Origin of the sequence: Microbacterium sp. IO18, from assembly GCF_049099505.1 — a bacterium.
Lineage (GTDB): Bacteria > Actinomycetota > Actinomycetes > Actinomycetales > Microbacteriaceae > Microbacterium > Microbacterium aurugineum.
The window spans coordinates 913,732-939,121 of the sequence record NZ_JBMJAF010000002.1 but is presented as its reverse complement, the minus strand read 5'-3'; the positions used below and the strand labels follow the sequence as shown (position 1 = coordinate 939,121).

At 69.5% G+C, this 25,390-nt stretch carries 22 protein-coding genes; 9 read left to right on the top strand and 13 right to left on the bottom strand.

The window, feature by feature from the left end; translation table 11 throughout:
• Positions 1–63: 63 nt before the first annotated feature.
• Together coaBC and ACLF6J_RS16270 are read left to right on the top strand one after the other, a co-directional pair.
• The gene (gene coaBC / locus ACLF6J_RS16275; protein WP_134352407.1) at positions 64–1,263 is read left to right on the top strand and encodes a bifunctional phosphopantothenoylcysteine decarboxylase/phosphopantothenate--cysteine ligase CoaBC; all 1,200 of its coding nucleotides are present in this window, start codon (positions 64–66) and stop codon (positions 1,261–1,263) included.
• Between the two features lie 98 nt (positions 1,264–1,361).
• Positions 1,362–3,590 carry an ATP-dependent Clp protease ATP-binding subunit gene (locus ACLF6J_RS16270; RefSeq protein WP_134352406.1) on the top strand — a complete coding sequence of 743 codons (2,229 nt, stop codon included), beginning with the start codon at positions 1,362–1,364 and terminating at the stop codon, positions 3,588–3,590.
• 238 nt (positions 3,591–3,828) lie between these two features.
• Here the strand turns inward: ACLF6J_RS16270 and ACLF6J_RS16265 are convergent, their stop codons facing one another.
• The 3 genes from ACLF6J_RS16265 to ACLF6J_RS16255 all read right to left on the bottom strand — a co-directional run bounded on the left by ACLF6J_RS16265 (position 3,829) and on the right by ACLF6J_RS16255 (position 7,005).
• The gene (locus tag ACLF6J_RS16265) at positions 3,829–5,316 is read right to left on the bottom strand and encodes a glycosyltransferase (RefSeq protein ID WP_134352405.1); all 1,488 of its coding nucleotides are present in this window, start codon (positions 5,314–5,316) and stop codon (positions 3,829–3,831) included.
• A gap of 83 nt (positions 5,317–5,399) precedes the next feature.
• Complete coding sequence (locus ACLF6J_RS16260) at positions 5,400–5,987, bottom strand: nitroreductase family protein (RefSeq protein WP_047521123.1); 588 nt, start codon at positions 5,985–5,987, stop codon at positions 5,400–5,402.
• A gap of 109 nt (positions 5,988–6,096) precedes the next feature.
• Complete coding sequence (locus ACLF6J_RS16255) at positions 6,097–7,005, bottom strand: LysR family transcriptional regulator (RefSeq protein ID WP_047521121.1); 909 nt, start codon at positions 7,003–7,005, stop codon at positions 6,097–6,099.
• Positions 7,006–7,139: 134 nt separating this feature from the next.
• On the opposite strand from ACLF6J_RS16255, the gene ACLF6J_RS16250 reads away from it, so the two are divergent.
• Positions 7,140–10,610, top strand: coding sequence for a proline dehydrogenase family protein (locus ACLF6J_RS16250; RefSeq protein WP_134352404.1), 3,471 nt, complete (start codon positions 7,140–7,142; stop codon positions 10,608–10,610).
• Between the two features lie 97 nt (positions 10,611–10,707).
• On the opposite strand, the gene ACLF6J_RS16245 is transcribed toward ACLF6J_RS16250, so the two are convergent.
• The 5 genes from ACLF6J_RS16245 to ACLF6J_RS16225 all read right to left on the bottom strand — a co-directional run bounded on the left by ACLF6J_RS16245 (position 10,708) and on the right by ACLF6J_RS16225 (position 15,932).
• Positions 10,708–11,796, bottom strand: a complete 1,089-nt coding sequence (locus ACLF6J_RS16245; RefSeq protein WP_134352403.1) for an ABC transporter permease — start codon at positions 11,794–11,796, stop codon at positions 10,708–10,710.
• Positions 11,793–12,677, bottom strand: coding sequence for an ABC transporter ATP-binding protein (locus ACLF6J_RS16240; RefSeq protein ID WP_047521115.1), 885 nt, complete (start codon positions 12,675–12,677; stop codon positions 11,793–11,795). The genes ACLF6J_RS16245 and ACLF6J_RS16240 overlap by 4 nt, the downstream gene beginning before the upstream one ends.
• A gap of 97 nt (positions 12,678–12,774) precedes the next feature.
• Positions 12,775–13,947 carry a benzoate/H(+) symporter BenE family transporter gene (locus ACLF6J_RS16235; protein ID WP_134352402.1) on the bottom strand — a complete coding sequence of 391 codons (1,173 nt, stop codon included), beginning with the start codon at positions 13,945–13,947 and terminating at the stop codon, positions 12,775–12,777.
• 36 nt (positions 13,948–13,983) lie between these two features.
• Positions 13,984–14,670, bottom strand: coding sequence for a response regulator (locus ACLF6J_RS16230; RefSeq protein WP_134352401.1), 687 nt, complete (start codon positions 14,668–14,670; stop codon positions 13,984–13,986).
• Positions 14,667–15,932, bottom strand: a complete 1,266-nt coding sequence (locus ACLF6J_RS16225) for a sensor histidine kinase (protein ID WP_134352400.1) — start codon at positions 15,930–15,932, stop codon at positions 14,667–14,669. The genes ACLF6J_RS16230 and ACLF6J_RS16225 overlap by 4 nt, the downstream gene beginning before the upstream one ends.
• 182 nt (positions 15,933–16,114) lie before the next feature.
• Between ACLF6J_RS16225 and ACLF6J_RS16220 the strand changes: the two genes are divergently transcribed.
• Genes ACLF6J_RS16220 through ACLF6J_RS16210 form a run of 3 tightly spaced genes read left to right on the top strand, consistent with a single transcriptional unit; the run spans position 16,115 to position 17,895 of the window.
• Entirely contained in the window at positions 16,115–16,552 is a 438-nt protein-coding gene (locus ACLF6J_RS16220; protein WP_047521098.1) for a VOC family protein, read from the top strand.
• A 1-nt stretch (position 16,553) separates the two neighbouring features.
• Positions 16,554–17,231, top strand: coding sequence for a winged helix-turn-helix transcriptional regulator (locus ACLF6J_RS16215; protein WP_134352399.1), 678 nt, complete (start codon positions 16,554–16,556; stop codon positions 17,229–17,231).
• A gap of 10 nt (positions 17,232–17,241) precedes the next feature.
• Positions 17,242–17,895, top strand: coding sequence for a dihydrofolate reductase family protein (locus tag ACLF6J_RS16210; protein WP_134352398.1), 654 nt, complete (start codon positions 17,242–17,244; stop codon positions 17,893–17,895).
• A gap of 3 nt (positions 17,896–17,898) precedes the next feature.
• Here the strand turns inward: ACLF6J_RS16210 and ACLF6J_RS16205 are convergent, their stop codons facing one another.
• Both ACLF6J_RS16205 and ACLF6J_RS16200 read right to left on the bottom strand, forming a co-directional pair.
• Positions 17,899–18,708, bottom strand: a complete 810-nt coding sequence (locus ACLF6J_RS16205) for an HAD family hydrolase (protein WP_047521095.1) — start codon at positions 18,706–18,708, stop codon at positions 17,899–17,901.
• 11 nt (positions 18,709–18,719) lie between these two features.
• Positions 18,720–19,580, bottom strand: a complete 861-nt coding sequence (locus tag ACLF6J_RS16200) for an exodeoxyribonuclease III (protein ID WP_047521093.1) — start codon at positions 19,578–19,580, stop codon at positions 18,720–18,722.
• Between the two features lie 37 nt (positions 19,581–19,617).
• On the opposite strand from ACLF6J_RS16200, the gene pyrE reads away from it, so the two are divergent.
• Both pyrE and ACLF6J_RS16190 read left to right on the top strand, forming a co-directional pair.
• A complete protein-coding gene (gene pyrE, locus ACLF6J_RS16195) occupies positions 19,618–20,178 on the top strand; it encodes an orotate phosphoribosyltransferase (RefSeq protein ID WP_131494342.1) in 561 nt (186 codons plus the stop codon).
• Positions 20,175–21,077, top strand: a complete 903-nt coding sequence (locus ACLF6J_RS16190; protein WP_134352397.1) for an ROK family protein — start codon at positions 20,175–20,177, stop codon at positions 21,075–21,077. The genes pyrE and ACLF6J_RS16190 overlap by 4 nt, the downstream gene beginning before the upstream one ends.
• A 16-nt stretch (positions 21,078–21,093) precedes the next feature.
• On the opposite strand, the gene ACLF6J_RS16185 is transcribed toward ACLF6J_RS16190, so the two are convergent.
• From ACLF6J_RS16185 to ACLF6J_RS16175, 3 genes are all read right to left on the bottom strand, one after another.
• Positions 21,094–21,495: a hypothetical protein gene (locus ACLF6J_RS16185; protein ID WP_134352396.1), complete on the bottom strand. Its 402-nt coding sequence runs from the start codon at positions 21,493–21,495 to the stop codon at positions 21,094–21,096.
• Positions 21,496–21,616: 121 nt separating this feature from the next.
• Positions 21,617–22,762 carry an MFS transporter gene (locus ACLF6J_RS16180; protein ID WP_134352395.1) on the bottom strand — a complete coding sequence of 382 codons (1,146 nt, stop codon included), beginning with the start codon at positions 22,760–22,762 and terminating at the stop codon, positions 21,617–21,619.
• Positions 22,759–23,661: a MurR/RpiR family transcriptional regulator gene (locus ACLF6J_RS16175; protein ID WP_131494346.1), complete on the bottom strand. Its 903-nt coding sequence runs from the start codon at positions 23,659–23,661 to the stop codon at positions 22,759–22,761. The genes ACLF6J_RS16180 and ACLF6J_RS16175 overlap by 4 nt, the downstream gene beginning before the upstream one ends.
• 164 nt (positions 23,662–23,825) lie before the next feature.
• Between ACLF6J_RS16175 and ACLF6J_RS16170 the strand changes: the two genes are divergently transcribed.
• Complete coding sequence (locus tag ACLF6J_RS16170) at positions 23,826–25,370, top strand: ABC transporter substrate-binding protein (RefSeq protein ID WP_134352394.1); 1,545 nt, start codon at positions 23,826–23,828, stop codon at positions 25,368–25,370.
• Positions 25,371–25,390 lie beyond the last annotated feature (20 nt).

The window sequence follows — 25,390 nt, the reverse complement described above, 5'->3', positions numbered from 1 at the left end:
CCAAGTCTAGGTCGAGGAAGAGGTGTCGGCCCATGGCGGCGGATGCTGGGGCAGAATCGAGACGTGAACATCGTGGTCGGAGTCACAGGCGGCATCGCCGCGTACAAGACGGTGCACCTCGTGCGCCTGCTCACGAAGGGTGGGCACGACGTGACCGTGGTGCCCACGGAGGACGCCCTGCGTTTCGTGGGGCTCCCGACCTGGGAGGCGATCAGTCGTCATGCGGTCACCACGAGCGTGCACGACGACGTCGCGAAGGTGCGGCACGTCGCCCTGGGGCAGAACGCCGAGCTGGTGATCGTCGCGCCGGCGACGGCGAACTCGATCGCCAAGATGGCCGCCGGGCTCGCCGACGACCTCCTCGGCACAACCCTGCTCGCCACCGAGGCTCCGGTGCTGATCGCCCCGGCGATGCATGCGGAGATGTGGCGGAACCGCGCGACGCAGGCGAACATCACGACGCTGCGGGAGCGCGGTGTGCACGTCGTCGGCCCCGCGGACGGAGAGCTCGCCGGCGGTGACAGCGGCCCCGGCCGGATGTCGGAGCCCGAGGAGATCTTCGCCGCCGCCCAGGCGCTGCTGACTCCCGGTGATCTCGCCGGTGTGCGCGTGGTCGTCTCGGCGGGGGGCACCCGCGAGCCGATCGATCCGGTGCGCTTCCTCGGCAACCGCTCCAGCGGCAGGCAGGGGGCGGCCCTCGCTGCGGAGGCCGCCGCCCGAGGTGCTGAGGTGACCCTGGTGTCGGCCAACATCTCGGGCGAGGTGCTCGCCGAGGTGCGGCACCCGTCGATCCGTGTCGTGTCGGTCGGGACGGCGGCAGAGCTCTCCGAGGCGATGACGCACGAGTCCTCCCTCGTCGATGTGGTCGTGATGGCGGCGGCGGTGGCGGACTATCGACCGGCGGCGGTGTCGGAGCGCAAGCTCACCAAGGAGGGGGGTGGGATCCCCGCCATCGAGCTGGTCGAGAACGAGGACATCGTCGCGGCGCTCGCCTCGGTGCGGCGATCCGGTCAGCTCGTGGTCGGGTTCGCCGCGGAGACTCCGGAGGATGCATCGGAGCTCCTCGCCCGTGCCCGCCGCAAGCAGCAGCGCAAGGGCGTGGACCTGCTCATCGTGAACGAGGTCGGGTGGGAGCGGGGATTCGAGAGCCCCGAGAACGCCGTGCACATCCTCGGACCGCACGGTGCCGACGCGGGCAGTGCATCCGGGTCGAAGCGCGCGGTCGCGGCCGCGATCTGGGATGCGATCGCACGCGCACGCTGAAGGAATGCTAAACTTGAGTCAACACCACTCAACTTTGATCCCGCCTTCCGACCCGGCAGGCGGGAGACGACCAGAAGGAGCATCTCCAGGAGGAGCGCATGACCACCCCGCAGACCGGTAGCCAGAATCAAGAACAGCAGTCCGCCCTCGAGCAGTTCGGCATCAACCTCACCGACCGCGCCCGCCAGGGCAAGCTCGACCCCGTGATCGGACGCGACAGCGAGATCCGTCGAGTCAGCCAGGTCCTCACCCGCCGCACGAAGAACAACCCCGTGCTGATCGGTGAGCCCGGCGTCGGCAAGACCGCCGTCGTGGAAGGACTCGCCCAGCGCATCGTCGCGGGTGACGTCGCCGAATCCCTCAAGGACAAGGAGCTGGTCACCCTCGACATCTCCGCCCTCGTGGCCGGTGCCATGTACCGCGGGCAGTTCGAGGAGCGGCTGAAGCAGGTGCTCAAGGAGATCACCGAGTCCGACGGGCAGGTCATCACCTTCATCGACGAGCTGCACGTGCTCATGGGTGCCGGCGGGGGAGAAGGATCCGTCGCCGCCTCCAACATGCTCAAGCCGATGCTGGCCCGTGGTGAGCTGCGGCTGATCGGCGCCACCACGCTCAACGAGTACCGCGAGTTCATCGAGAAGGACGCCGCGCTGGAACGTCGCTTCCAGCAGGTCTACGTCGGCGAGCCCACGGTCGAGGACACGATCGCGATCCTCCGTGGCCTCAAGGGGCGGTACGAAGCGCACCACGGGGTCACGATCTCCGACAGCGCCCTCGTGGCGGCCGCTGCGCTCTCGAACCGGTACCTGCCGGCCCGACAGCTGCCCGACAAGGCGATCGACCTGATCGACGAGTCGATGTCCCGGCTCAAGATGGAGATCGACTCCTCGCCCGTCGAGATCGACCAGCTCAAGCGGCAGGTCGATCGGATGAAGCTCGAGGAGCTCGCGCTCAAGCGGGAGAAGGATGCCGCTTCCAAGGAGCGCCTCGGCGTGCTCCGCGAGCACCTGGTCGAGATGGAGAAGGAGCTCGCCGGCCTCGAGTCCCGATGGGCGCGCGAGCGGCAGGGCCTGAACCGGGTCGGTGAGTTGAAGAAGCAACTCGACGATGCGATCACCCAGCGCGATCTCGCGATGCGCAACGCGGACTACACGAAGGCCTCGAAGCTCGAGTACGAGACCATCAAGCGCCTGGAGCGCGACATCGCCGAGGCGGAGCAGGCCGAAGCCGCGACACCTGCCGAGCCGCGCATGGTCAACGAGCAGGTCACCGAAGAGGACATCGCCGCCGTGATCGCCGCGTGGACCGGAATCCCGGTCGGCCGACTGCTGCAGGGCGAGAGCGAGAAGCTGCTGCACCTGGAGAACGAGCTCGGCAAGCGGCTGATCGGACAGAAGGATGCCGTCAAGGCCGTGTCCGACGCCGTTCGTCGTTCGCGTGCCGGGATCAGCGACCCCGGTCGCCCGACCGGCTCGTTCCTGTTCCTCGGCCCGACCGGTGTCGGGAAGACCGAGCTGGCCAAGGCGCTCGCTGAGTTCCTGTTCGACGACGAGCACGCCATGGTGCGCATCGACATGTCGGAGTACGGCGAGAAGCACTCGGTGTCCCGTCTCGTCGGCGCCCCTCCGGGGTACGTCGGCTACGAGCAGGGTGGTCAGCTGACCGAAGCCGTGCGTCGTCGGCCATACAGCGTGATCCTCCTCGATGAGGTCGAGAAGGCCCACCCCGAGGTGTTCGACGTGCTGTTGCAGGTGCTCGACGACGGTCGCCTGACCGACGGCCAGGGTCGTACGGTCGACTTCTCGAATGTGATCCTGATCCTCACATCGAACCTGGGATCGCCGATCCTGATCGACCCGGTGCTCGGGCCGGACGAGAAGCGCGACCAGGTGATGGCGCTCGTGCGGCAGGCGTTCCGTCCGGAGTTCCTGAACCGACTGGATGACATCGTGATGTTCTCGGCGCTGAGCGAAGACGACCTCGCGCAGATCGTGGAGCTCTCCGTCGACCAGCTGCACGACCGGCTGCGCGACCGTCGCCTCACGCTCGCGGTCACCCCCGATGCGCGGGCCTGGCTTGCTGAGCGCGGCTATGACCCGATGTTCGGAGCCCGACCGCTGCGCCGCCTCATCCAGAGCGAGGTGCAGAACAAGCTGGCGACGGCGTTGCTCTCGGGCGGCGTGCATGACGGCGACACGGTGCGGGTCGACGTGGCCGCAGACGGCTCAGGCCTCGTGCTCACCGCGACGACACCGGACCCGGAGCCGGAGCAGGGGTCGGAGCCGGAAGACGACGAGGTGATCGAGGCCGAGCTGCTCGACGACTGAGCGGTATCAGGACTGAGTGGTATCAGGACTGAGTGGTATCGGGACTGAGTGGTATCAGGACTGAGTTGCGTGGGCCGTGGTGTTCGCCCGCCTCACTGTCTGAAGGAGAACTCACGCTACGAAGGAGGAGATGCGTCAAAGCCTCCTTCAAAGCGCGAGTTCTCCTTCGCGGCGTGTGCGCGCGCGTGGGGGTATGCGGGAAGTGTGTATGTGGGCGGCACCGACCGCGCCGCGCCGCTCAGCGGCCGAGCATCCAGAGTGCCCGGCGTCGCAGCGCGCCCGCACGACGACGCAGGCGCACGGGCAGGGGTTGATCGCGTGCGGCGGCGAACAGCTTCGCGTCGTACACGGCCCGCAGCTCCCGCGACCAGCGTCGGGTGACGGCGTCATCGGAGAACTCCGAGGCGCGGGTCACCGCGCGACGACGCATCGCCTCGACTGCCGCGGGTGGCATGGCCTGCAGGTCGACGATGCGTCGCGCGAGGGCCTGGACGTCGCCGTCCGGGACGAGGAAGCCGTCGACTCCGTCGCTGATCATGTCGGCAGGGCCGTAGCGGATGTCGTAGGCGAGCGGGATGCAGCCGGCGGCCATACTCTCCACGAGCACGAGCGGCAGCCCTTCGGAGGTCGACGTGAGCAGGCTGAATCCCGCGGAACGGAACGCGGAGCGTGCGTCGGGGTCGTATCCGCGCAGGTGCACATGACCGTCGGCGTGCAGGTGCTGGATGTGCTCTTCCAGGGCTGCTTCGCGTCGGCCCTCTCCGATGATGTCGGCACCGATCGTCGAATCGGCGGCGTGGGCGACAGCGACGGCCTCCACCGCGTGTTCGAGTCGCTTGCGGCGTGTGAGTGAGGCGACGACGACGCCGCGTGACGCGTCGCGGGTCACGGCAGCCCGCGGGGGCAGGGCGACAGCGTTCGGGATCGTGCGGATCCGGGCCGCGACGTCGATCGCGGCGAGATCCTCGATGAGATCGGTGCGCTGTCGCGACGTGAGGACGACGATCTCGTCGAACTCCCCGGCGCGACGCAGCACGGATTCGCGTGTCGCCCGGAGCGTCCCCGCCCGCCCGCCCACGCGATGCGACGCATGGACGATGTGCACCGTGACGACGTTGTCCCGCCGATAGCCTGCGACCGAGCGCGCGGCCGTCTTCGAGTCGACCAGCAGGAAGCTGGGCGCCTTGCCGGTCAGGCGGTCGAACCACCAGCGGTACAGGCCCCACGTCGTGCGCCAGCCCCGCAGCGGTGCGCCGTCCGTCGAGTAGACCACGACCTTCCGGTCGTCGCCGGGGCGCTCGGTGGCGAGCAGCGAGCCGTCGCGGCGGAACCGATCGACCAGCATCCGGCCGGCATCGTCGCGGCGTGCGCGGCTCAGGACGGTGCCGTCGTGGGACGCGACCACGTCGCCCGCCTGCGGCACCAGCAGTTCCGCAGCGGTCGGCGTGGTCCCGCGTGGCCGGGGCGACTCCCGACGCAGCTCGTCCCAGAGGTTGCGGATGCGCAGCCCGTCGATGAGTTCACCTGCGGCGTGGAGACGATCCGCGAACTCGGGATAGTCGGGGCGGTCGTCCAGCGTCAGGATGTCCACGTCGACTCCGCCGAGACGGCGGAACGCCCGCGAGCGCCGCAGCATCGCGCTCGTCATCCCCCCGTGCTGATCGGCGATCCCCCAGGTGAGCGCGAAGTGCCGAGCGGGAGGAAGCTGAGGGTGAGGGTGGAGCACCCGGGCAACCCTAGGTTCGACGCTTCTGCGCAGCCTGGGGGATGTCTGTGGCAGCACCCCCAGAACGGGTGCCCGACCGGGTGTCAGGCGCTGAGGATGACCGATTCGGCGATGGGGCGACGGACGCGCGGCGCGACCTCGCGCTCCTGCAGCACCTCGGGGAGCGCGCTCACGTCGCCGAACTCGCCGACCGCGAAGACCGTGACCGGGACGAAGCGCGGTTCGAGATCGGCGAACTCGCGGACGACCTCGGGGTCGAAGCCGCTCATCTGGTGCACGAGCAGGCCGTCGTGGTGTGCCTGCACCGAGAAGTGCGCGACTGCCTGGCCGAGGTCGTAGAGGGCGTGGGTGAGGGGCGTGCCGTCGGCGGTCGCGGTCTCGGCCACGGCGACGACCAGGACGGCGGCGTTGCCCGCCCAGGCCTGGTTGAAGCCCATCAGCGCGTCGACCACCTGCGCGTGCAGGGCGGTGCCGCGGCGGGCGACGATGAAGCGCCAGGGCTGCGTGTTGTTGGCGGACGGGCTCCAACGGGCCGCTTCGAGCGCGGTGGCGAGCTTGGCCTCGTCGATCGTGTTCTGCGCGTCGAAAGCGCGGGGGCTCCAGCGGCCGGCGAGGACGTCGAGGACGGGGTGCTCGGTCGGTGCGGTGCGGTCGATGACGGGAGTGCTCACAGAAGTGCCTTTCGGACGGAGTGGATCGGACTCCATCGTCCGGGTACACGGGACTGAACAGATGCATGTGCATGCATATTCCCGGGTGCGCGGTTCGGTTCCCGGTGCCTCAGTCCGGGAGGTTGTGCGTGGCCGCGTCAGCCAGCGCGCTGCGGACCGCCCGGATCGACGGGGCATCCGCCGACACGCGGCGCGCCGAGGAGAAGATCTCGCGCCGCGGGTCATGAGGGAGCGGGGTGAGGTCGACGGTCGGGGTGTCACCCGCCCACACCAGGTCGGGCAGCAGCCCGACGGCGAGCCCCGCATGGATCAGTCGCACATGTGCCGTGAGATCGGCGATCTCGTAGCGCACGTCCGGTTCGAAGCCGGCGGTGCGGCACAGCTGTTCCGCCCACGCTCGCGAAGCGGTACCGGCGGGCTCGAGCACCCAGGGCTCCCCGCGGGTCGACCACAGTGCGGCGAAGGCATCCGCAGGGGTCGGGGCTCCGGGGCGTCGGGCGAGCGCGATCGCATCATGCGCGAGTTCCACCCGGTCGAGATCCGCGTGGATCGGGCGGGTGCGTCCGGGGTACTGCTCGGCCAGGATCAGGTCGAAGTCCCGGCTGGACACCCCGACGAGGCCGGTCTCCGGGTCGCACTCGGTGACCTCGACGCGCAATGCGGGATGCCGATCCTTCAGGGCCCGGAGGGCGCGGGGGAGGAGGGAGTGCGCCGTCGACTGGAACACCGCGATGCCCACGGTCCCCGTCACCTCGGTGAGCGATTCGGCCACGGCGACCTCGGCGTGTTCGAGCTGATCGAGGATGCCGATGGCCTCGGCGACGAGCACGTTCCCCTGCGGGGTGAACTGCACTCCGCGCCCCACCCGGCGCAGCAGCGGCACGCCCACATCGCGCTCCAGTGCGCTCAGCTGCTGTGACACCGAGGCCTTGCTGTAGGAGAGTGCATCGGCGACGGCCGACAGCGTTCCGCGACGCGACAGCTCCACCAGCATCCGCAGCCGATTGACGTCCAGCACGCGCGTTCCATCCGTTCAGTCAGAGTGAACAGAACCCACTCGAATCGGTTGATAGACGGAGCCTACCGAGTGGCAGGACAATGATCCAGCCGCACACGAAACCCCGGTGTGCGCTCTTTTGGAAGGTCCCACCGATGCCTGTCGCCGCCGACACCACCACTCCCCGCACCGAAGAGGTCGCCGCCCTCGTGCAGCGCTGGCTCGCCGAGAGCGAGACCCACCCCGTCGAGCCCGCCGCCCAGCGCCTCTCCGAGGTCCTGAAAGACCCGAACGGGCTCGCGTTCACGGTCGGCTTCGTCGACGGCGTGATGCGTCCCGAAGATCTGCGCGTCGCCGGGCGCACGCTCGCCGAGCTGAGCGACATCACCCCGGGTCTGCTGCCCGGCTACCTGCGCGCCGCGATCAAGACGGGCGGCTTCTGGGCGCCCAAGCTGCCCGGTGTCGTCGTGCCGATCTCCCGCCGTGTGCTGCGCGCCATGGTCGGGCACCTGGTGCTCGATGCGACCCCCGCCAAGCTGGGCCCCGCGATCGCGAAGCTCCGCAAGAGCGGCAACCGCCTCAACCTGAACCTCCTCGGCGAAGCGGTGCTGGGCGAGCGTGAAGCAGGACACCGTCTGCGCGGCACCCGTGACTTCCTCGCCCGTGACGACGTCGACTACGTCTCGATCAAGGTCTCGAGCGTCGTCAGCCAGCTCTCGATGTGGTCGTTCGACGAGGCCGTCGCAGACGTCGTCGAGAAGCTCACCCCGCTCTACGAACTGGCGGCTGCGGCCGAGGCCGAGGGCAAGGCGAAGTTCATCAACCTCGACATGGAGGAGTACCGCGACCTCGACCTGACGATCGCGGCCTTCACGAGCATCCTCGACCAGCCGGGGCTCGAGAACCTCGAAGCCGGCATCGTGCTGCAGGCGTATCTGCCGGATGCGCTCGGTGCCATGCAGCACCTGCAGGAGTGGGCCGCCGCCCGCCGCGCCAAGGGCGGAGCGCCGATCAAGGTGCGCGTGGTCAAGGGCGCGAACCTCGCGATGGAAGAGGTCGACGCGGCGATCCACGGCTGGCCGCTCGCCACCTACGGCACCAAGCAGGACTCCGACACCAACTACAAGCGGGTGCTCGACTGGGCCATGACGCCGGAGCGCCTGGACGCCGTGCGCATCGGCATCGCGGGTCACAACCTGTTCGACATCGCCTACACGTGGCTGCTCGCCCAGGCACGGGGAGTGGCGGATCCGACGGGCGCGGACCCGCTGGTCGAGTACGAGATGCTGCTCGGCATGGCGACCGGGCAGGCCGAGGCCGTCCGCAAGGACGTCGGTCGCCTCCTGCTCTACACGCCGGTCGTGAACCCGGCCGAATTCGATGTGGCGATCGCCTACCTGGTGCGTCGTCTCGAGGAGAACGCCAGCTCCGAGAACTTCATGTCGGCGGTGTTCGAACTGGCCTCGAACCCGACCCTGCTGACACGGGAGCGGGAGCGCTTCGAGCGGTCGCTGGCCGCGCTCGCGACGGATGAGCCCGGGTTCATCCCCGGTCCGCACCGTGTGCAGGACCGCACCGCCGAGGCAGACGCTGCAACGACCGACGGCTTCCGGAACCAGGCCGACACCGATCCCGCGATCGCCGCCAACCGCGCGTGGGGACGGGCGATCCTCGGTCGCTCGGTCGGATCGACCCTGGGGCTGGACACGATCGCGATCGCCAAGGTCGAGACGGAAGCCGAATTGGACGGCATCTTCACCGCGGCGACGGCCGCGGCCGAGAAGTGGGCCGCCCTCCCCGCGGCTGAGCGTGCCGCCGTGCTGCACCGCGCCGGAGACGAACTCGCGGCTCGTCGCGGGCAGCTCCTGGAGATCATGGCCCACGAGGCGGGCAAGACCATCGCCGAAGGCGACCCGGAGGTGAGCGAGGCCATCGACTTCGCGCACTACTACGCCGAGCGCGCGAAGGACCTCGAGACCGTCTCGGGTGCGGAGTTCGTGCCGTCGAAGGTCACCGTGGTCACGCCGCCGTGGAACTTCCCGGTCGCGATCCCCGCCGGCGGTGTGCTCGCGGCGCTGGCCTCGGGCTCGGCCGCCATCATCAAGCCCGCGAAGCTGACGCAGCGCTGCGGTGCCGTGATGGTCGAGGCGCTGTGGGCCGCCGGTGTGCCGCGCGATCTGCTCGCGCTCGTCGACCTGGCCTCCCGCGACCTCGGCACCCGCCTGGTCGCCGGGCCCGCGGTGGATCGGGTGATCCTCACCGGGGCGTACGAGACGGCGCAGCTGTTCCGCTCCTTCCGCCCCGACCTGCCGCTCCTCGCCGAGACGAGCGGGAAGAACGCGATCATCGTCACACCGTCCGCCGACCTCGACCTGGCCGCCGCCGACGTCGCTCGCAGCGCGTTCGGACACGCGGGGCAGAAGTGCTCCGCGGCATCCCTCGCGATCCTCGTCGGATCGGTCGCCGACTCCAAGCGATTCGAGCGTCAGCTCGTCGATGCCGTCACGTCGATGCGCGTGGGGCTGCCCGATGACCCCGCCACCCAGATGGGTCCGATCATCGAGCCCGCCGACGGCAAGCTGCTCAGGGCGCTCACGACGTTGGAGAAGGGTGAGCGCTGGCTCGTCGAGCCGCGAAAGCTCGACGACGAGGGCGCGCAGTGGACGCCGGGTGTGAAGACCGGGGTGCGTGAGGGCTCGTACTTCCACCTGACCGAGTTCTTCGGCCCGGTGCTGGGCATCATGCACGCCAAGGACCTCGACGAGGCGCTGCGCCTGCAGAACGCGGTCGACTACGGCCTCACGGCCGGCATCCACTCGCTCGACTCCGGTGAGGTCACCACGTGGCTCGACCGCGTCGAGGCGGGCAACCTCTACGTGAACCGCGGCATCACCGGTGCGATCGTGCAGCGTCAGCCGTTCGGCGGGTGGAAGCGCTCGGCCGTGGGGGCGGGGGCGAAGGCCGGCGGACCCAACTATCTCCACGGCCTCGGCGGGTGGGTTCCGGCGGAGCTTCCCGCTGTCGCTCCCGGTGCCGCCGTCGCTCCAGCCGTCGCCGCCCTGCTCGACGCCGCGGGGGCGGATGTCGATGCGACCGCGTCGGACTGGTTGCGGCGCGCCGCCGCATCCGATGAGCGCGCCTGGATCGACGAGTTCGGCGCCGTGTCGGACAAGTCCGGCCTCGGGGTCGAGCGCAACCTCTTCCGCTACCGCCCGGTCGCGGTCGACGTGCGCATCTCCGAGGACGCGGTGCTCGCCGACGGGGTCCGTGTGCTCGCCGCCGCCCTCCGCAGTGGCAGCCCGTTCACGGTGTCGGCTCCGGCGTTGCCCTCCCGCATCGAGAAGGTGCTGCGTGCGCAGGGCGTGACCGTGAAGCGCGAGTCGGATGCCGCATGGACCACGCGCTACGCCAAGGCGGCGAACACGTGGCAGCGGGTCCGTCTGGTCGGTGGCGACGCCTCGGCGCTGTTCGAGGCGCTCGAGGGCAGCCCGGACGTGGCGGTGTGGTCGCATGCCGTGACCGGCGCCGGCCGCGTCGAGATGCTTCCGTTCCTGCACGAGCAGGCCGTGTCGATCACGAACCACCGCTTCGGCAACCCCACCACCCTCGGCGACGACGTGATCTGATCGCGCGAGACCCCCGCTGAGCGCCGAAACCCCCTGCTGCCGACGTCGGCAGCAGGGGGTTTCGGCACTCAGACGGGGTGTCGGCGGTGGGTGCGCGTCAGCCGCGCAGGGCCTCCGAGAGCTTGACCCGTGAGCCCATGCGCAGGAGCGAGTTCTCGTAGATCTTCGCGCCGATGACGATCGCCGCCACACAGCTGGCGAGCAGGATCACCAGGCTCAGCAGCGGCTCCCACCACTGCGCCTCGCCGACGAACAGGCGCATCGGCATACCGACCGGAGCGGAGAACGGCACGTACGACATGATCGTCAGCACCAGCGGGTTGTCGTTGAAGACGATGACCAGGATGTACGGGGCCATGATCAGCATCGTGATCGGTGTGGTCGTGGAGCCGATGTCCTCCTGTCGCGAGACCATCGACGCCGCAGCCGCGAACATCGCCGCCAGCAGGATGAACCCGAACAGGAAGAAGACCGCGAACCAGATGATCGGCGACCCGAGCGTGGTGAGCACCTCGCGCTGACCCGTGACGATCAGACCGATCGTCGCCACCGCCGCCAGGGCGAGGATCTGCCCCATCGCCAGCACCGTGTTGCCGATCACCTTCCCGGCGAGCAGCGTCCGCGCCGGGATCGCGGAGAGCAGCACCTCGACCACGCGCGTCTGCTTCTCCTCCACGACGCTCTGTGCGATCGTGCCGCCGAACGTCGCCGCGGCCATCATGAACACGAGTCCGAAGGCGATCGCGATGAAGTAGCGCAGGAGAGGGTTGGTCGTCGCCGGCTCCAGGATGACGACCTCGGGTGAGATCGACAACGCCGAGACGAGCGAGCCGGGAGTGTCCTGCAGCGCGATGATCGTGTAGCCGGAGGGGCCGTCCCCCGGGAGCACCGCGGCATCGACCTCGTCATCGCGGACGAGCTTCTCGGCGGCGGCCTGGTCGGACACCTCGGTGACTTCGACGTTCGGGAGGGCGGACACGGCGGCCGCGGTCTCGGCGGTCGCGGCGACCGGCATCGCGTCGGTGTTCTTGCTCGCGAAGCCACCGAGGATGATGCCGGCGAGGGCGAGCACCAGCAGGATGCCGGTGGAGATCAGGAAGGCCTTGCTGCGAAGCTTCGATCCGATCTCGCGTTCGGCGACGAGCCAGATGCCGTTGGGGCTGCGGACGGGGGTCGGAGCGCTCATCGGATGACCTCCTTGAAGATCTGGGCGAGGGACGGATGCTTGGGGGCGAAGCTCGCGACGTCTCCGCGCTGCACCGCGGACTGGAGCACCCGCTGAGCGGTCTCGGGACCGTCCGCGTCGAACAGCGCGTACCCGCCCTCGAAGTCGACGACCGTCACGCCGGGTTCGGTGCGCAACCAGCCGGCGTCACCTGCCGAGACCAACTCGTAGCGGTCACGGGCGTGCTCGGCGCGCAGTGCGTCGCGGGAACCGGCCGCGCGGATCGTGCCACCGGCGAGGATGACGAGGTCGTCGCACAGGCGTTCGACCACGTCGAGCTGGTGGGACGAGAAGAGGATGGACGCACCCTTCGCCGCGCTGGATTGCAGGACGCCCGCGACCACGTCGACCGCGAGGGGGTCGAGGCCGGAGAACGGCTCGTCGAGGATCAGCACCTCGGGGTCATGCACGAGTGAGGCGGCGATCTGCGCACGCTGCTGGTTGCCCAGCGACAGGGACTCGATCGTGTCGTTCAGCCGTTCGCCGAGGCCCAGCTCGGTGAGCAGAGTCGTCGCTCGCTCGGTGGCATCCTGCTTGCCGAAGCCGTGCAGCCGCGCGAGGTACACGATCTGCTCGAGCACCTTCATCTTGGGGTAGAGACCGCGTTCCTCGGGCATGTAGCCGAAGCGCCGGCGATCCTCCGCGGTGACCGGTGCCCCGTCCAGGGTGACGTCGCCACCGTCCGAAGAGAGCAGGCCGAGGACGATGCGCATGGTGGTGGTCTTGCCGGCGCCGTTGCCGCCGACGAAGCCCGTCAGTCGCCCGGGGGCGACCGTGAAGGACACGTCATCGAGCACGCGCCGAGAGCCGTAGCTCTTGGTGATGCCGGAGAGTTCGAGTATTCCTGTGGTCATGGCTTCACGCTACGGACCGTGGGCATTCCAGGGCATCCCCCCTGCGGCGGAGTCCGTGGGATCACCCGTCCGGGGGAGGAGGGGATCAGGAGCGCCCTGCGTGCAGCACCGTGCGCACCAGGAGCCCGGCGATGAGCGCCCAGAACGCGGCGCTGACGCCGAGCACCGCGATCCCGGAGGCGGCCACCAGGAAGGTCACCACGGCGGGGATGCGCTCGCCGGGATCGTCGATGGCCTGCTGCACCGATGATCCGAAGGCGGCGAAGAGCGCCAGACCGGCCACGGCGGGGATCACCGCCGTGGGCGCGAGCACCACGAGCGCGGCGAACGCGGCGGAGAACACCGCCAGCACGAGGTACGACGCCCCGGTCGAGACGCCGGCGACCCAGCGACGTTTCGGGTCGGGGTCGGCATCGGGTGAGGCGGCGAGGGCGGCGCTGATCGCGGCGAGGTTGATCGCGTGCCCACCGGCGGTGGCGCCGAGCGCGGTGCCGACACCCGTCACGAGCATCGCCGGACGCCACGGCACTTCGTATCCGAAGCTGCGCATGATCGCGATCCCCGGGACGTTCTGCGATGCCATCGTCACGATGAACAGGGGGAGAGCGAGACCGACCAGCGCGCCGACCGTGAACGTCGGGGCGGTGAACTCGAGGCGCGGCAGGAGCAGCGCGGCGTCGAAGGTCGTGCCCGCGCCGATCAGTGACACCGCGACCACCACGGTCGCCGCCACGAAGGCGAACGGTACCGCCCAGCGCGGCGCGAAGCGGGCGAACACCAGCCAGGTGAGCACGACCGGCACCACGCCCCAGGGGTTCGCGACGATGCCCGTGATCGGCGCCAGGCACAGCGGCAGCAGGACACCGGCGAGCATGGCCTGCGCGATCGACGGAGGGATGCGCGCGATCAGGGCGCCGAGCGCGGGCCAGAGAGCCGTGAGCAGGATCAGCGCGGCGGTGACCAGGAACGCGCCGACCGCCGCCGACCAGCCGCCCTCGACGGTGCCGGTCGCGACGAGGAGTGCCGCACCCGGTGTGGACCACGCGACCGTGATCGGCATCCGATACCGCCACGCGAGAACCACACACGCGAGTCCCATCGTGAGGCTGACCGCGAGGAGTCCGCTCGCCGCCTGCGCCGCGTCCGCACCGACGGCGTCGAGCCCGGTCAGCACGACGGCGAACGAGCTGGTGAATCCGACGAGTGCCGTCACGACCCCTGCCAGGATCGGACGGGACAGGGGTACGGCTTCGGGCATGGCTCCGAGGCTAGCGCGCGCGGCGGGCCGCGGCGCTCACGCCAGACCCATGCGATGCGCGAGGACGACCGCCTGCACCCGGTCGCGCGCGCCGAGCTTCTGCAGGATGCGGGAGACATGCGTCTTCACGGTGGCTTCACCGATGAACAGCGCCCTGGCGATCTCGGAGTTGCTGCGGGCGTCGGCGAGCAGCGTCAGCACCTCGGCCTCGCGCTCGGTGAGGGGCTCGGCGAGGGTGAGCCTCGGGATCGCGGCGCTCTCGATCGAGGGGGCCGCGATCGGCTGTGCGGGGGCGGCGGCGAACCGTGCCAGGACGCGGCGTGTGACCTCGGGGGCGAGCATCCCGTCGCCGGCGGCGAGCGCGCGGACGGCGGCGATCAGGTCTTCGGCACCGGCGTTCTTGAGCAGGAAGCCACTGGCTCCCGCATCCAGTGCCTGGTACAGGTAGTCGTCGCGATCGAACGTGGTGACGATCGCGATGGCCGCGGTGATCTCCGGGTCGGCGACGATTCGTCGGGTCGCCTCGATGCCGTCCATGTCGGGCATCTGCACGTCCATCGTGATGACGTCGGGGTGCAGCGCGGATGCCTGAGCGACGGCCTCCGCGCCCGACGATGCTTCGCCCACCACGGTCATGTCGGGCTGGGTGTCGAGGATGGTGCGGAAGCCCGCGCGCAGCAGCGCATGGTCATCGACCAGCAGCACACGGATCGGGCCGTTCATCGGCGCGCTCCCGCTCTGTCCGGGGTCGGGAGCGGCACCCTGGCCCGCACGCGCACCCCGCCGAGCGGCCGCGAGGTCACCTCGAGAGTGCCGCCGGATGCCGCGGCGCGTTCTCGCATTCCCAGCTGACCGAGCCCCGGACGCACGTGGGTGACCGCGCGCCCCGTGTTCACGATCTCGACCTCGACGCCGTCGTCGTCGTAGCGCACACGGACATCGGCGGTGGCACCGGAGCCCGCATGGCGACGGGCGTTCGTCAGCGACTCCTGTGCGATCCGGTACAGGTTCACGGCGACGAGGGAGGGAACCGGGACGGGGTCGCCGATCACGGCATAGTCGGTCGGCAGCCCCGCCTCGGTCGATGCTTCGGCAAGCGCGGCGATGTCGTCGAGGGTGAGCGTGGAGGCGGTGTCGGTGGCCTCGCCGCCGGGCGTGCGCAGAGTCTCCAGCAGTTGGCGCAGCTCGTGGATCGCGTCGCGCGCCGACCCCTCGATGCCGGAGAGGATGCGTGCGGCCTCGGTGGTGTCGCGATCGAGCACCAGACGCGCCGCCCCCGCCTGCACGCCCATCACCGAGACGTGGTGGGCGACGACGTCGTGCAGCTCGCGGGCGATCCGCACCCGGTCGAGGGCGACGGCCTGTGCCGCCGTGACCTCGCGCTCGCGTTCCAGCTCGACCGTGCGATCTTCGAGCACCGACCGCTGCTCCGCGGCCGCCCACGAGCGCTCGCCGAAGTAGTACGCACCGCCGAAGTAGAGCACGTTCAGCAGGAGCTGGATGAGCATGAACGCGACGTAGGGTGACATGGCCCCGGCGATGACATCGGCGTCGTCCGCCTCCGTGATCGCATCGCGGTACATCGTGATCAGCAGCCACACGAACATGCCGACGATGATCGCCACCCGCACGATCAGTGCACGCCGGCGGTCGTTCATCCAGGCGCCGACCGTGTACAGGGCGATGAACATCGCCATGTTCCCGACATAGATCTCGGGAACCCGCACGGTGACGGCGGCGAAGTAGGCGACGGAGACGACCACCGCGACGGTGCCGGGCCAACGACGACGGAAGGCGAGAGGGATGGCGACGACGACCGCGTACACGAGCGCGGTCCACAGCTCGGCCTGCTCGTCGCCGTACACCTGCGCGATCGAGGACAGGGCTGCGCTGAGGATCGCGCCGACGAAGAGTGCGAGCGCCAGGAAGAGGTCGTTGCGCCGTTCGCGTTCGGTCGGCGTGCGGGTGAACGGTTCGGCGGCCATCCCTCCACCGTAGGGCGGGGCGTCTGCCGTGGCATCCCCCTGGCGGCGGATCGGTGGGTAGGAACGATTGCTTGCCAGCGATTACTTGCTATTGACAAGCAAAGTTGTTTTTTGCAAGCTTGTCGACAGGGGCTCACGATCGATGGGTCCACACCGATATCCACACCGACAAGGGAGTCGACATGACCAAGGTCTTCGTGAATCTGCCCACCCGTGACCTCGAACGCGCCAAGGCCTTCTACGTGGCGCTGGGCTGTGAGATCAGCCCTCCGTTCACCGACGAGAACGCCGCGTGCGTCGTGTGGAGCGAGGATATCTACTTCATGATCCTCCGGCGTGAGTACTTCGAGACGTTCACCGACAAGCCCATCGCCGACCCGAACGACGTTCTGCAGGTGTCGGTCGCGTTCAGCCAGGATTCGCGCGAGGAGGTCGACGCGATCCTCGCCAAGGGCCTGGCCGCCGGTGGATCCGAGCCGAAGCCCGCGCAGGACTACGGCTTCATGTATTCGCGCGACCTCGACGACCCGGACGGCAACTCCCTCGGCTTCCTCTACATGACCCCCGAAGCCGTCGAGAACGGGCCGGACCACGTGGCCGACACCGCCGCGTCGGCCTGACATGGCGGCGCGCAGCTACGGTCAATACTGCGGTGTGACGACGGCGGTCGAGCTGATCGGGGAGCGGTGGGCATTGCTCATCGTCCGTGATCTGCTCGTCGGACCCCGTCGCTACACCGACCTCAAGCAGGGCCTGCCGCGCATTCCGACCAACATCCTGTCCACCCGGCTGAAGGACCTCCAGGAGGGTGGGGTCGTACGGCGGGTGCCGCTGCTCAATTGCGGGCTCGTGTACGAACTCACCCCGTACGGGCGCTCGTTCGAGCCGATCATGCTCGCCCTCGGACGATGGGGGTTCCAGGCGATGGGGGATCCCGCAGAGGGTGAGGTCGTCACGCCCGACTCGCTCACGATGGCCCTGCGCACGGCGTTCCAGACGGAATCCGCCATGGATGCCGAGTACGAGCTGCATGTCGGCGACGTCGCCCTCCGTGCGTCCGTGCACGACGGCGAGCTCCGGGTCGCGCAGATCGCACCTCCGGCGCCGCCGGTCGGCGGACGTCTTCCCGACGGCGCTCCGGACGCGGTGATCGTCGCCGGACCCGGCATCCGTCGCCTCATCGGCGGCGATGTCACCCCGGCAGAGGCCCTCGCGCAGGACATCGTCGCGGTCGTCCGGGGCGACGAATCGCTGCTGGACTCGTTCGCCGACACCTTCCGCATCGCACGACTGACCTAGGGAGCACGACATGCACAGCCCGTATCCCGATGAACAACAGGCATCCGGCCGCATCCTGATCGATCTCTTCACCTCCCTCGACGGCGTCGCTCAGGGGCCGGGCGGCACCGATGAGGACCCCTCCGGCGGTTTCCGGTTCAGCGGCTGGCAGGCCGGATACCCCTCGTCCGGTGTCGGGCCCGAGATCGAGAAGGGCATGCGCGGGCTCGACGCGCTGCTGCTCGGCCGGCGCACGTACGACATCTTCGCCGCATACTGGCCGCATCACACCTCGGGCGAGTCCGGCGACATCGGCAGGCTCTTCAACCGCGTGCCCAAGTACGTCGCGACCCGGGATGCGAATCTCACGCTCGACTGGGAGGGCAGCACGCGCGTCGGTGCCGACCTCGCCGCGGAGGTCGCGGCGATGAGGGCGGCCCACCGCGAAGTGCACGTGATCGGCAGCATCGACGTCGTCCACACGCTGCTCGCCGAGGGGCTCTTCGACGAGCTGAACCTCTGGGTGTATCCGCTGCTGCTCGGCGCGGGCAAGAAGGTGTTCGACGACGATGCGCTTCCCTCGGTGCTGCGGTTGTTGGAGCCGCCGATCGTCGACGAGGCCGGAGTGACGCTGCTCCGCTACGCGCGGACCGATCGGGTGCCGCAGGTCGGGACGTTCAAGTGAGTCTCAGCCGAGAAGCCGCTCGATCACCCGCGCCACACCGTCCTGATCGTTGGAGGAGGTCGTCTCGTCGGCGGCATCCTGCACGAGGGGTTCGGCGTCGGCCATCGCGACGCCGCGCCCTGCCCAGCGGAGCATCTCGACGTCGTTGAGCGCGTCACCGAAGGCCACCACGTGGGTGCGGTCGATACCGAGGTGCTCGCAGAGTCGGGCCAAGCCGGTGGCCTTGGTGACGCCCTCGGCCATGACCTCCACGAACGGAGCGCCCGAGAGCGTCGCCTCGAAGCCGGTCAGCCCGAGGGAACGTACCGTGTCGAACAGCGCGTCGGGCGCGAGTTCGGGGTGGCGGATCACGAACTTCAGGCTGGGGGCGGCGAGCACCTGCTCCAGCGGCACGCCGCCCATCGTGGCGGGGTCGCGCTTGTGGTCGGTGAGTGCAGCGATCGCGGCGTAACCGTCTTCGGCCACGAACGTCTCGCCGGCCTCGCGCACGCTCGCGAACAACAGGCCGGGGATGCTTGCGCGCAGAGCCTCGGCGAGGGCACGGATCGTCTCGGGCGGAAGCTCTTCCGCGAAGAGCATCCGTCCGTCGTCGAGGCGCACGGCGTAGGCGCCGTTGCTGCACAGGGCCCATCCGTCGAAACCCGCATCCGCGGCGATGGCTCGCAGCCCGATCGGCTGGCGGGCCGTCACGGGGACCACGTGGATGCCGCGCTCCCGTGCCGCGTCGAGCGCCGCGCGGGTGCGCGTGCTGACCGACGACGTCGAGTCCAGGAGGGTGCCGTCGAGGTCGGTGGCGATCAGCCGCACGCTCATCGGATCGGCATTCAGGAGAAGATCATCGGCAGGTCGTCGTCGTCCTCAGCGCCACCGGTGCCCAACCGGCGCCCATCGAGGTCGACCACCACCGGTACGTGGTCGCTGGGCTGTTCGCCCTTGCGCTCGTCACGGTGGATGGAGGCTCCGGTGACCGCTTCGGCCAGCGTGCGCGAGCCCAGGACGAAGTCGATCCGGACGCCCTCGTTGCGGGGGAACTTCAGCCGCTGGTAGTCCCAGTAGGTGAAGCCCTCGGGAATCAATGGGCGCACCACATCGGTGACCCCGGCATCCTGGAACGCGAAGAACGCGTCGCGCTCCTGCGGGGAGACGTGGGTGGAGCGGCCGATCACGATGTCGGGGTCGCCGTTGTCGTGATCGAACGGGATGATGTTGAAGTCGCCGACCAGGGCGAGCGGGAGGTCGGGGTTCGCCGAGAGCTCGGCCGCGGTCGACTTCTTGAGCTGCTCCAGCCAGTGCAGCTTGTACAGATAGTGGGGGTCTTCCAGGGACCGGCCGTTGGGCACGTAGAGGCTCCACACCCGGACTCCGTCGACCATGACGCCGAGAGCGCGCGCCTCGAGAGGAGCATCCGGACCCTCATGGCCCTTGGCGAAGCCCGGCATTCCGTCGAAGGCCGTACGTACGTCGGTGATCGGCAGGCGGCTCGCGATCGCGACCCCGTTCCACTGGTTCAGCCCATGCACCTCGACGTGGTACCCGGCCTCTTCGAACGGCGCGTAGGGAAACTGCTCCGGCTTGCACTTGATCTCCTGCATCGCCAGCACGTCGATGTCTTCGCGGACGGCGAATTCGACGGTGCGGGTGACGCGGGTGCGGATGGAGTTGACGTTCCAGGTGGCCAAGCGCATGCCTCAAGCCTAGGGTGTGCCTCCTACACTGGATGCCGTGACCGCACTCGACGCAGACCGCCAGACACTCCTCGACCTCATCAAGGATGAGGCGGTGTTCCACGGCGACTTCACCCTCTCCAGCGGCAAGCAGGCGACGTACTACGTCGACATGCGCAAGCTCACCCTGGACCACCGAGCCGCTCCCGCGATCGGCCGCATCATGCTCGACCTGATCGGCGACCTCGACGTCGTGGCGGTCGGCGGGCTGACACTCGGCGCCGACCCCATCGCGAACGCGGTGCTGCACGCGTCGGTCGCCACCGACACCCCGCTCGACGCCTTCGTCGTGCGCAAGGAGCCCAAGGACCACGGACGCGGTCGTCAGATCGAGGGCGCAGACGTCAAGGGCAAGCGCGTCGTGGTGCTCGAAGACACCTCGACCACGGGCCAGTCTGCGCTCAAAGCCGTCGAAGCCCTGCGCAAAGAAGGCGCCGAGATCGTCGCGGTCGCCGTGATCGTCGACCGGAAGACCGGCGCACAGGCCGCGATCGAAGCCGAGGGCCTGGAATGGCGCGCGGCCTTCGACCTCGACGACCTCGGGCTCGACCCCCAGTGACGCGCTACGCGCTCGCCGTCGATGTGGGCGGCACGAAGATGGAGGCCGCGCTCGTCGCGGAGGACGGCCGACTGCTCCCGGGGAGTCGCAGTCGCCAGCCGACCGGTCGGGACGCCACGTTCGAGTCTCTGGACGCGGCCGTCGTCGCGATCGTCGAGCACGCGCTCGCCGCCCTTCCGGCCGACGCGGAGCTCGTCGGCGCGGGTATCGGCAGTGCCGGTCCCGTCGACCGCTCCCTCGGCGCGATCATGCCGGTGAACATGCCGCTCGCGCGCGGCTTCGTCCTGGAAGAGGCGGTCCGCGCCGCGGCGTCCACCGTCCTCGGGGGCGACGTGCGCACCGTGCTCGGCCACGACGGCGGTGCTCTCGCGCTCGCGGAATCGTGGCTCGGCGCCACGCAGGGCGCCGGCGCCTCGCTGTCGATCGTGGTCTCGACCGGCGTCGGCGGCGGCTTCGTCGCGAACGGCGCCTACATTCCCGGAGCCACCGGCAATGCCGGTCACCTCGGTCAGGTGCGTCGTGAGGGCGGCCTGACGCTCGAGGAGATCGCCTCGGGTCCCGCGAGCGCCGCATGGGCCCAGCAACAGGGGTGGACCGGCGCCACCGGCGAAGACCTCGCGCGGGACTCGGCGGCCGGCGATCCCCTCGCGCGAGCGGCGATCGAGCGTTCGGCCCGCGAAGTGGGGGAGGCGCTGGCGGATGCCGCGACCCTCGTCGACCTCGACGTGGTCGCCATCGGCGGCGGATTCTCGCGAGTGTCGTCGGACTACATCGACCTCGTGCAGCAGGCACTCACCGCGAGCGCGGCCCACGAGTACTCGCGCCGTACCCGCGTCGTGCGCTCGGGGCTCGGCGACGAAGGGCCGCTCATCGGCGCCGCTGCTCTCGTGCTCCGGTAGGCACCGCACGCCCTGCTCACCGGCGCGCAGTGAGCAGGTGTCGGGGTGGTCCTTCGAGCCGGGCGACGGCGACTTTCAGGTCGGTGACATCGGCCGCGACCGCATCGATCCGGGCGGTCAGAGTTCCGGATACGGCATCGATGCGATCGGTCAGAGTTTCGGAGACGGCGTCGATGCGGGCGGTCAGAGTTTCGGAGACGGCGTCGATGCGGGTGCTGAGCTTTTCGTCGACGGCGTCGATGCGGGTGCTGAGCTTTTCGTCGACGGCATCGATGCGGGTGCTGAGTTTCTCATCGACGGCATCGATGCGGTCATCGATGCGGCGGACCATCCAGGCGCCAGCAGCGAAGAGGCTCGCGGTGATCGTCAGCACGACGCCGATCGCGCTGATGATGATCGCCAGGACCTCGGTGGACAACGCGTGCTCTCCTCGCTGCGGATGGGTGTGTCGTCGACGTTACGCCGGACTCGCGGGTGGGTGCTCCGGTATTCCGGCATCCGTGAAGGGCTCGACGATATCGGCGGGTGTGCAGGAGATGTCAGCGTACGGAAGCCCGACGAGGGGAACGCGCGGCGACCAGCATCAGCACCGGGATGAGCGCGCACAGCCCGGCAGACACGAGGAACGTCGTACTCGATGCCGGATCCCGTCCGATCAGGAGGATCACCGTCGGCACGAACGTCCCTCCGACGGCCCCGCAGGCGACGAGCGCGCCGGTCACCGCAGCGCTGCGCGCGGGGTCGAGACGATCGAGGGCGAGTCCCAGGATGAGGCCGTAGCTGGGTGCGAGGAGGACGACCACGGCGGCCAGCGCGCCGAGCGCCACTTCCGGCGCGGACTCCACCAGTATCCCCGCGGTCGCCATCAGGACCGCCGCGGCCCCCGTGGCGGACACGAGGATCACGATCGGTGAGACGGAGAGGCGGCGCAGTCCCGCCGCGCTGAACCGCCCGACGGCCATGAGTGTCCAGAACGCCGAGGTCCCCAGCGCGGCGAGGCCCGGATCGACCGCGAGGATCCGCTCCGGGATCACCGCCGACCACCCGGAGAGCACGGTCTCGACGCCGACGTACAGGGGGAGTGCGACGGCGAAGGGCAGGAGCGCGAGCAGCCCGCGAACGTCCCGATGTGCGGGAGTCTCGGCGGGGGAGGTCGGGGCCGCCGGTCCCGCGAGCATCGCCAGCGCCAGGAGCGGCACGATCGCCAGGATGCCGAGCAGCGGACGCGTTCCGGACCCCACGGCGACGAGCAGGGGCGTGACCGCGGCGCACACCGCGACCGTGCCGAGCAGAGCGCTGAGCAGTCCCGTCGCGCTGCCGGCGGCCACGGACTTCGCCGCCACGGATCCCGAGGCCTCCACCAGCCCGAATCCGAATCCGGCGACGGCGGCCGCGGCGATGAACACGGCGGGGGCGTCTGCCACGGCCGCGGCGATGATCGCCACGGCTTGGAGGGCACTGCCGAGCATCAGCGTGGTGCGCGGTGGACGGCGCATCAAGAGCGGGCCTGAGCTCAAGACTCCGATCAAGAGCCCGCCGAAGAGGGCGGGGACCGCGGCGCTGAGGTCGGTCGCCATCGCGCGTTCGGTGGAGGGCAGGACCGCGGGGACGAAGGCGGCCGTGACCCCGAGGCCCGCGAAGGCGGTGAACAGCCCCGCTCGCGCTCGCCGGGTGCGGGCGGTCACGCCCCCGTCTTCCGCACGCGGTGGACGGCGGCGAAGGTGTCGCGCAGAGCCTCCATCGAGCGGTCGTAGTTCGACTGTGCGACGCCGATGAAGATGCAGTCGACCACCATCAGCTGGGCGATCCGGCTGCCGAGGGCACCCGACCGGAAGCCGGTCTCGCGCGCGGCGGTCGTCAGGACGATGTCCGCCTGGTCGGCCAGTGGAGCGCCGGCATGGTTCGTGATCGCGATCGTCGTCGCCCCGGTCTGGCGGGCGAGCAGCAGGAACTCGATCGTGTCGGTCGTGGTGCCGGTGTGCGACACCGCGATCGCGACGTTGCCGGGGCCGAGCGTCGCCGCCGAGGTCCAGGCGGCATGCGGGTCCGACCAGTCCAGTGCCGTGCGCCCGATCCGGGTGAGCTTGCGTTGCAGGTCGAGTCCGACGATGGAGCTCGCACCCACACCGAAGATGTCGACCCTGGTCGAGGACGTGATGGCGTCGACGGAAGCGCGCAGTGACTCCGTGTCGAGCACCTTGGCGGTGTCCGCGAGCGAGAGGGTCTCGGCCAGCGACACCTTCGCGACGATGTCGGACAGCGTGTCGTTGCGGTCGATGTCGCCGGAGACGGCGGGGAGCGCGGCCGTGTCGAACGTCTCGCGTTCGACGTCGCGCAGCACGTGGTTGCGCAGCTCGCGCACGTGCTCGTAGCCGAGGCGCTTGCAGAACCTCACCACCGAGGTGGTCGAGGTGTCGCAGCGCTGGGCGAGTTCGGCGATGGAGAGTCCGGCGGTCCCCGCCGGATCGGCGAGGAAGAGGTCGGCGATGCGCTGCTCGCTCGGACGCAGCTCGGGACGGATCGCACGCATGCGGACGAGCACGGGGTGTGCGCCGGCATCATCGCGGGCGGCTTCGTGGGGCATAGGGTCTCCGATCGCTGTTCATAACAGTAGAGGAACTTCTGTTACATCAGTAGTGTCTGTCGTGTACTTTTAGTACCAACCCAGACCGACGATGTTCGCGGGCGGCAGGCGACAGAGCCTGACCCGACGCCACGGCGACGCGTCCCAGCCAGGAGGAATCAGCAATGAGCACAGCACGGCGGGCGTCATTCGGCGCTCTCACAGCCACGGGTGTCGCTTTGGCGCTCGTGATCACCGGTTGTTCCGCACCCGCGTCCGACACCCCGTCGACGGGTGAGGCCGGCGGTGACCTCGTCATCGGCGTCACGAGCGATCCCGACACGCTCTTCCCCTGGAAGGCGACGCAGTTCCAGGCCGTCAACGTCCTGCAGAACCTGTACGGCACGCTGACCGAGTTCGATGAGGACCTCAACGTGGTCCCCGGCCTCGCCGAGTCGTGGGACGTCTCGGAAGACGGCCTCACCGTGACCTTCCACCTGCGCGAGGGCGTCACCTACGCGGACGGCAGCACCTTCGGCTCCGAAGACGTCAAGTACTCTCTCGACGCCATCGCCGCCGAGGAGACGGCGGCCGTCGCAGCGAGCTCTCTCGCCTCCGTCACCGCGGTCGAGGCCACCGACGAGAACACCGTCACCCTCACCCTGAGCGCTCCCGACGCCGCGCTTCCCGCGAACCTCGCCGTGATCAACATGGCGATGCTCTCCTCGGACGACACCGAAGAGGGGCTGAACACCACGCCCAACGGCACCGGTCCCTTCATCCTCGACGACCGCAAGGCGAGCCAGTCGATCACGCTGGCGAAGAACGAGGACTACTGGGGCGACGCGGCGCTGCTCGACACCGTCGAGTTCCGGGTGATCCCCGACGAGTCGTCGATCGTGTCGGCGATGCAGTCCGGCAACGTGCAGCTGGCCGTCTTCGACGACCCGCTGGTCGCACAGACCGCCGAGGGCGCGAACGTCGAGGTCGCCACGACCCCGCAGCTGAGCTACCACGCGCTGCAGCTGAACGCCACGCGCGGTGACCTGACCGACGTCAACGTGCGACTCGCGATGCAGTGCGCGATCGACCGCCAGGAGGTGCTCGACACGGCAGCTCTCGGCGAGGGCGAAGTCACCGGTCCCATCACCTCTCCCGCGTACAAGTCCGACCCCGAGGCGCGGCCGTGCCCCGAGCGCGATCTCGACAAGGCCGCCGAGTACCTGAAGAAGGCGGGCAAGGAGGACGGCGTCACCATCAAGACGATCGTCTCCCAGGGTGAGTACGCGACGTCGGTGAACGAGGCCCAGAACCTCAAGGCGCAGCTGGCCGACGCGAACATCACGCTCGACCTCGAGGTGCTCGAGTCCGGCGCGTTCGTCGACCGCTGGATCGCGGCCGACTTCGACGCCGCCGTCGCCCTCAACGGCGGTCGTCCCGACCCCGACGGCATGTACGGCCGCTACTTCACCAGCACCGGAAACCTGAACAAGGTCGCCGGATACTCCTCGCCCGAGCTCGACGCGCTCTTCGCCGAGGGTCGCCAGACGGCCGACCCGGAGAAGCGCAAGGACATCTACGCGCAGGTCTCCGAGAACCTCGAGGACAACGCCGCGTGGATCTGGCTGTTCACGAGCTACACCTACACCGCGACCTCCTCGACCGTCGACGGCTTCGTCCCGATGGCGAACGGCTCGCTGCAGTACCTGCGGACCACCTCCATCAAGTAGCGGATCGGAGGGGGCGCGGC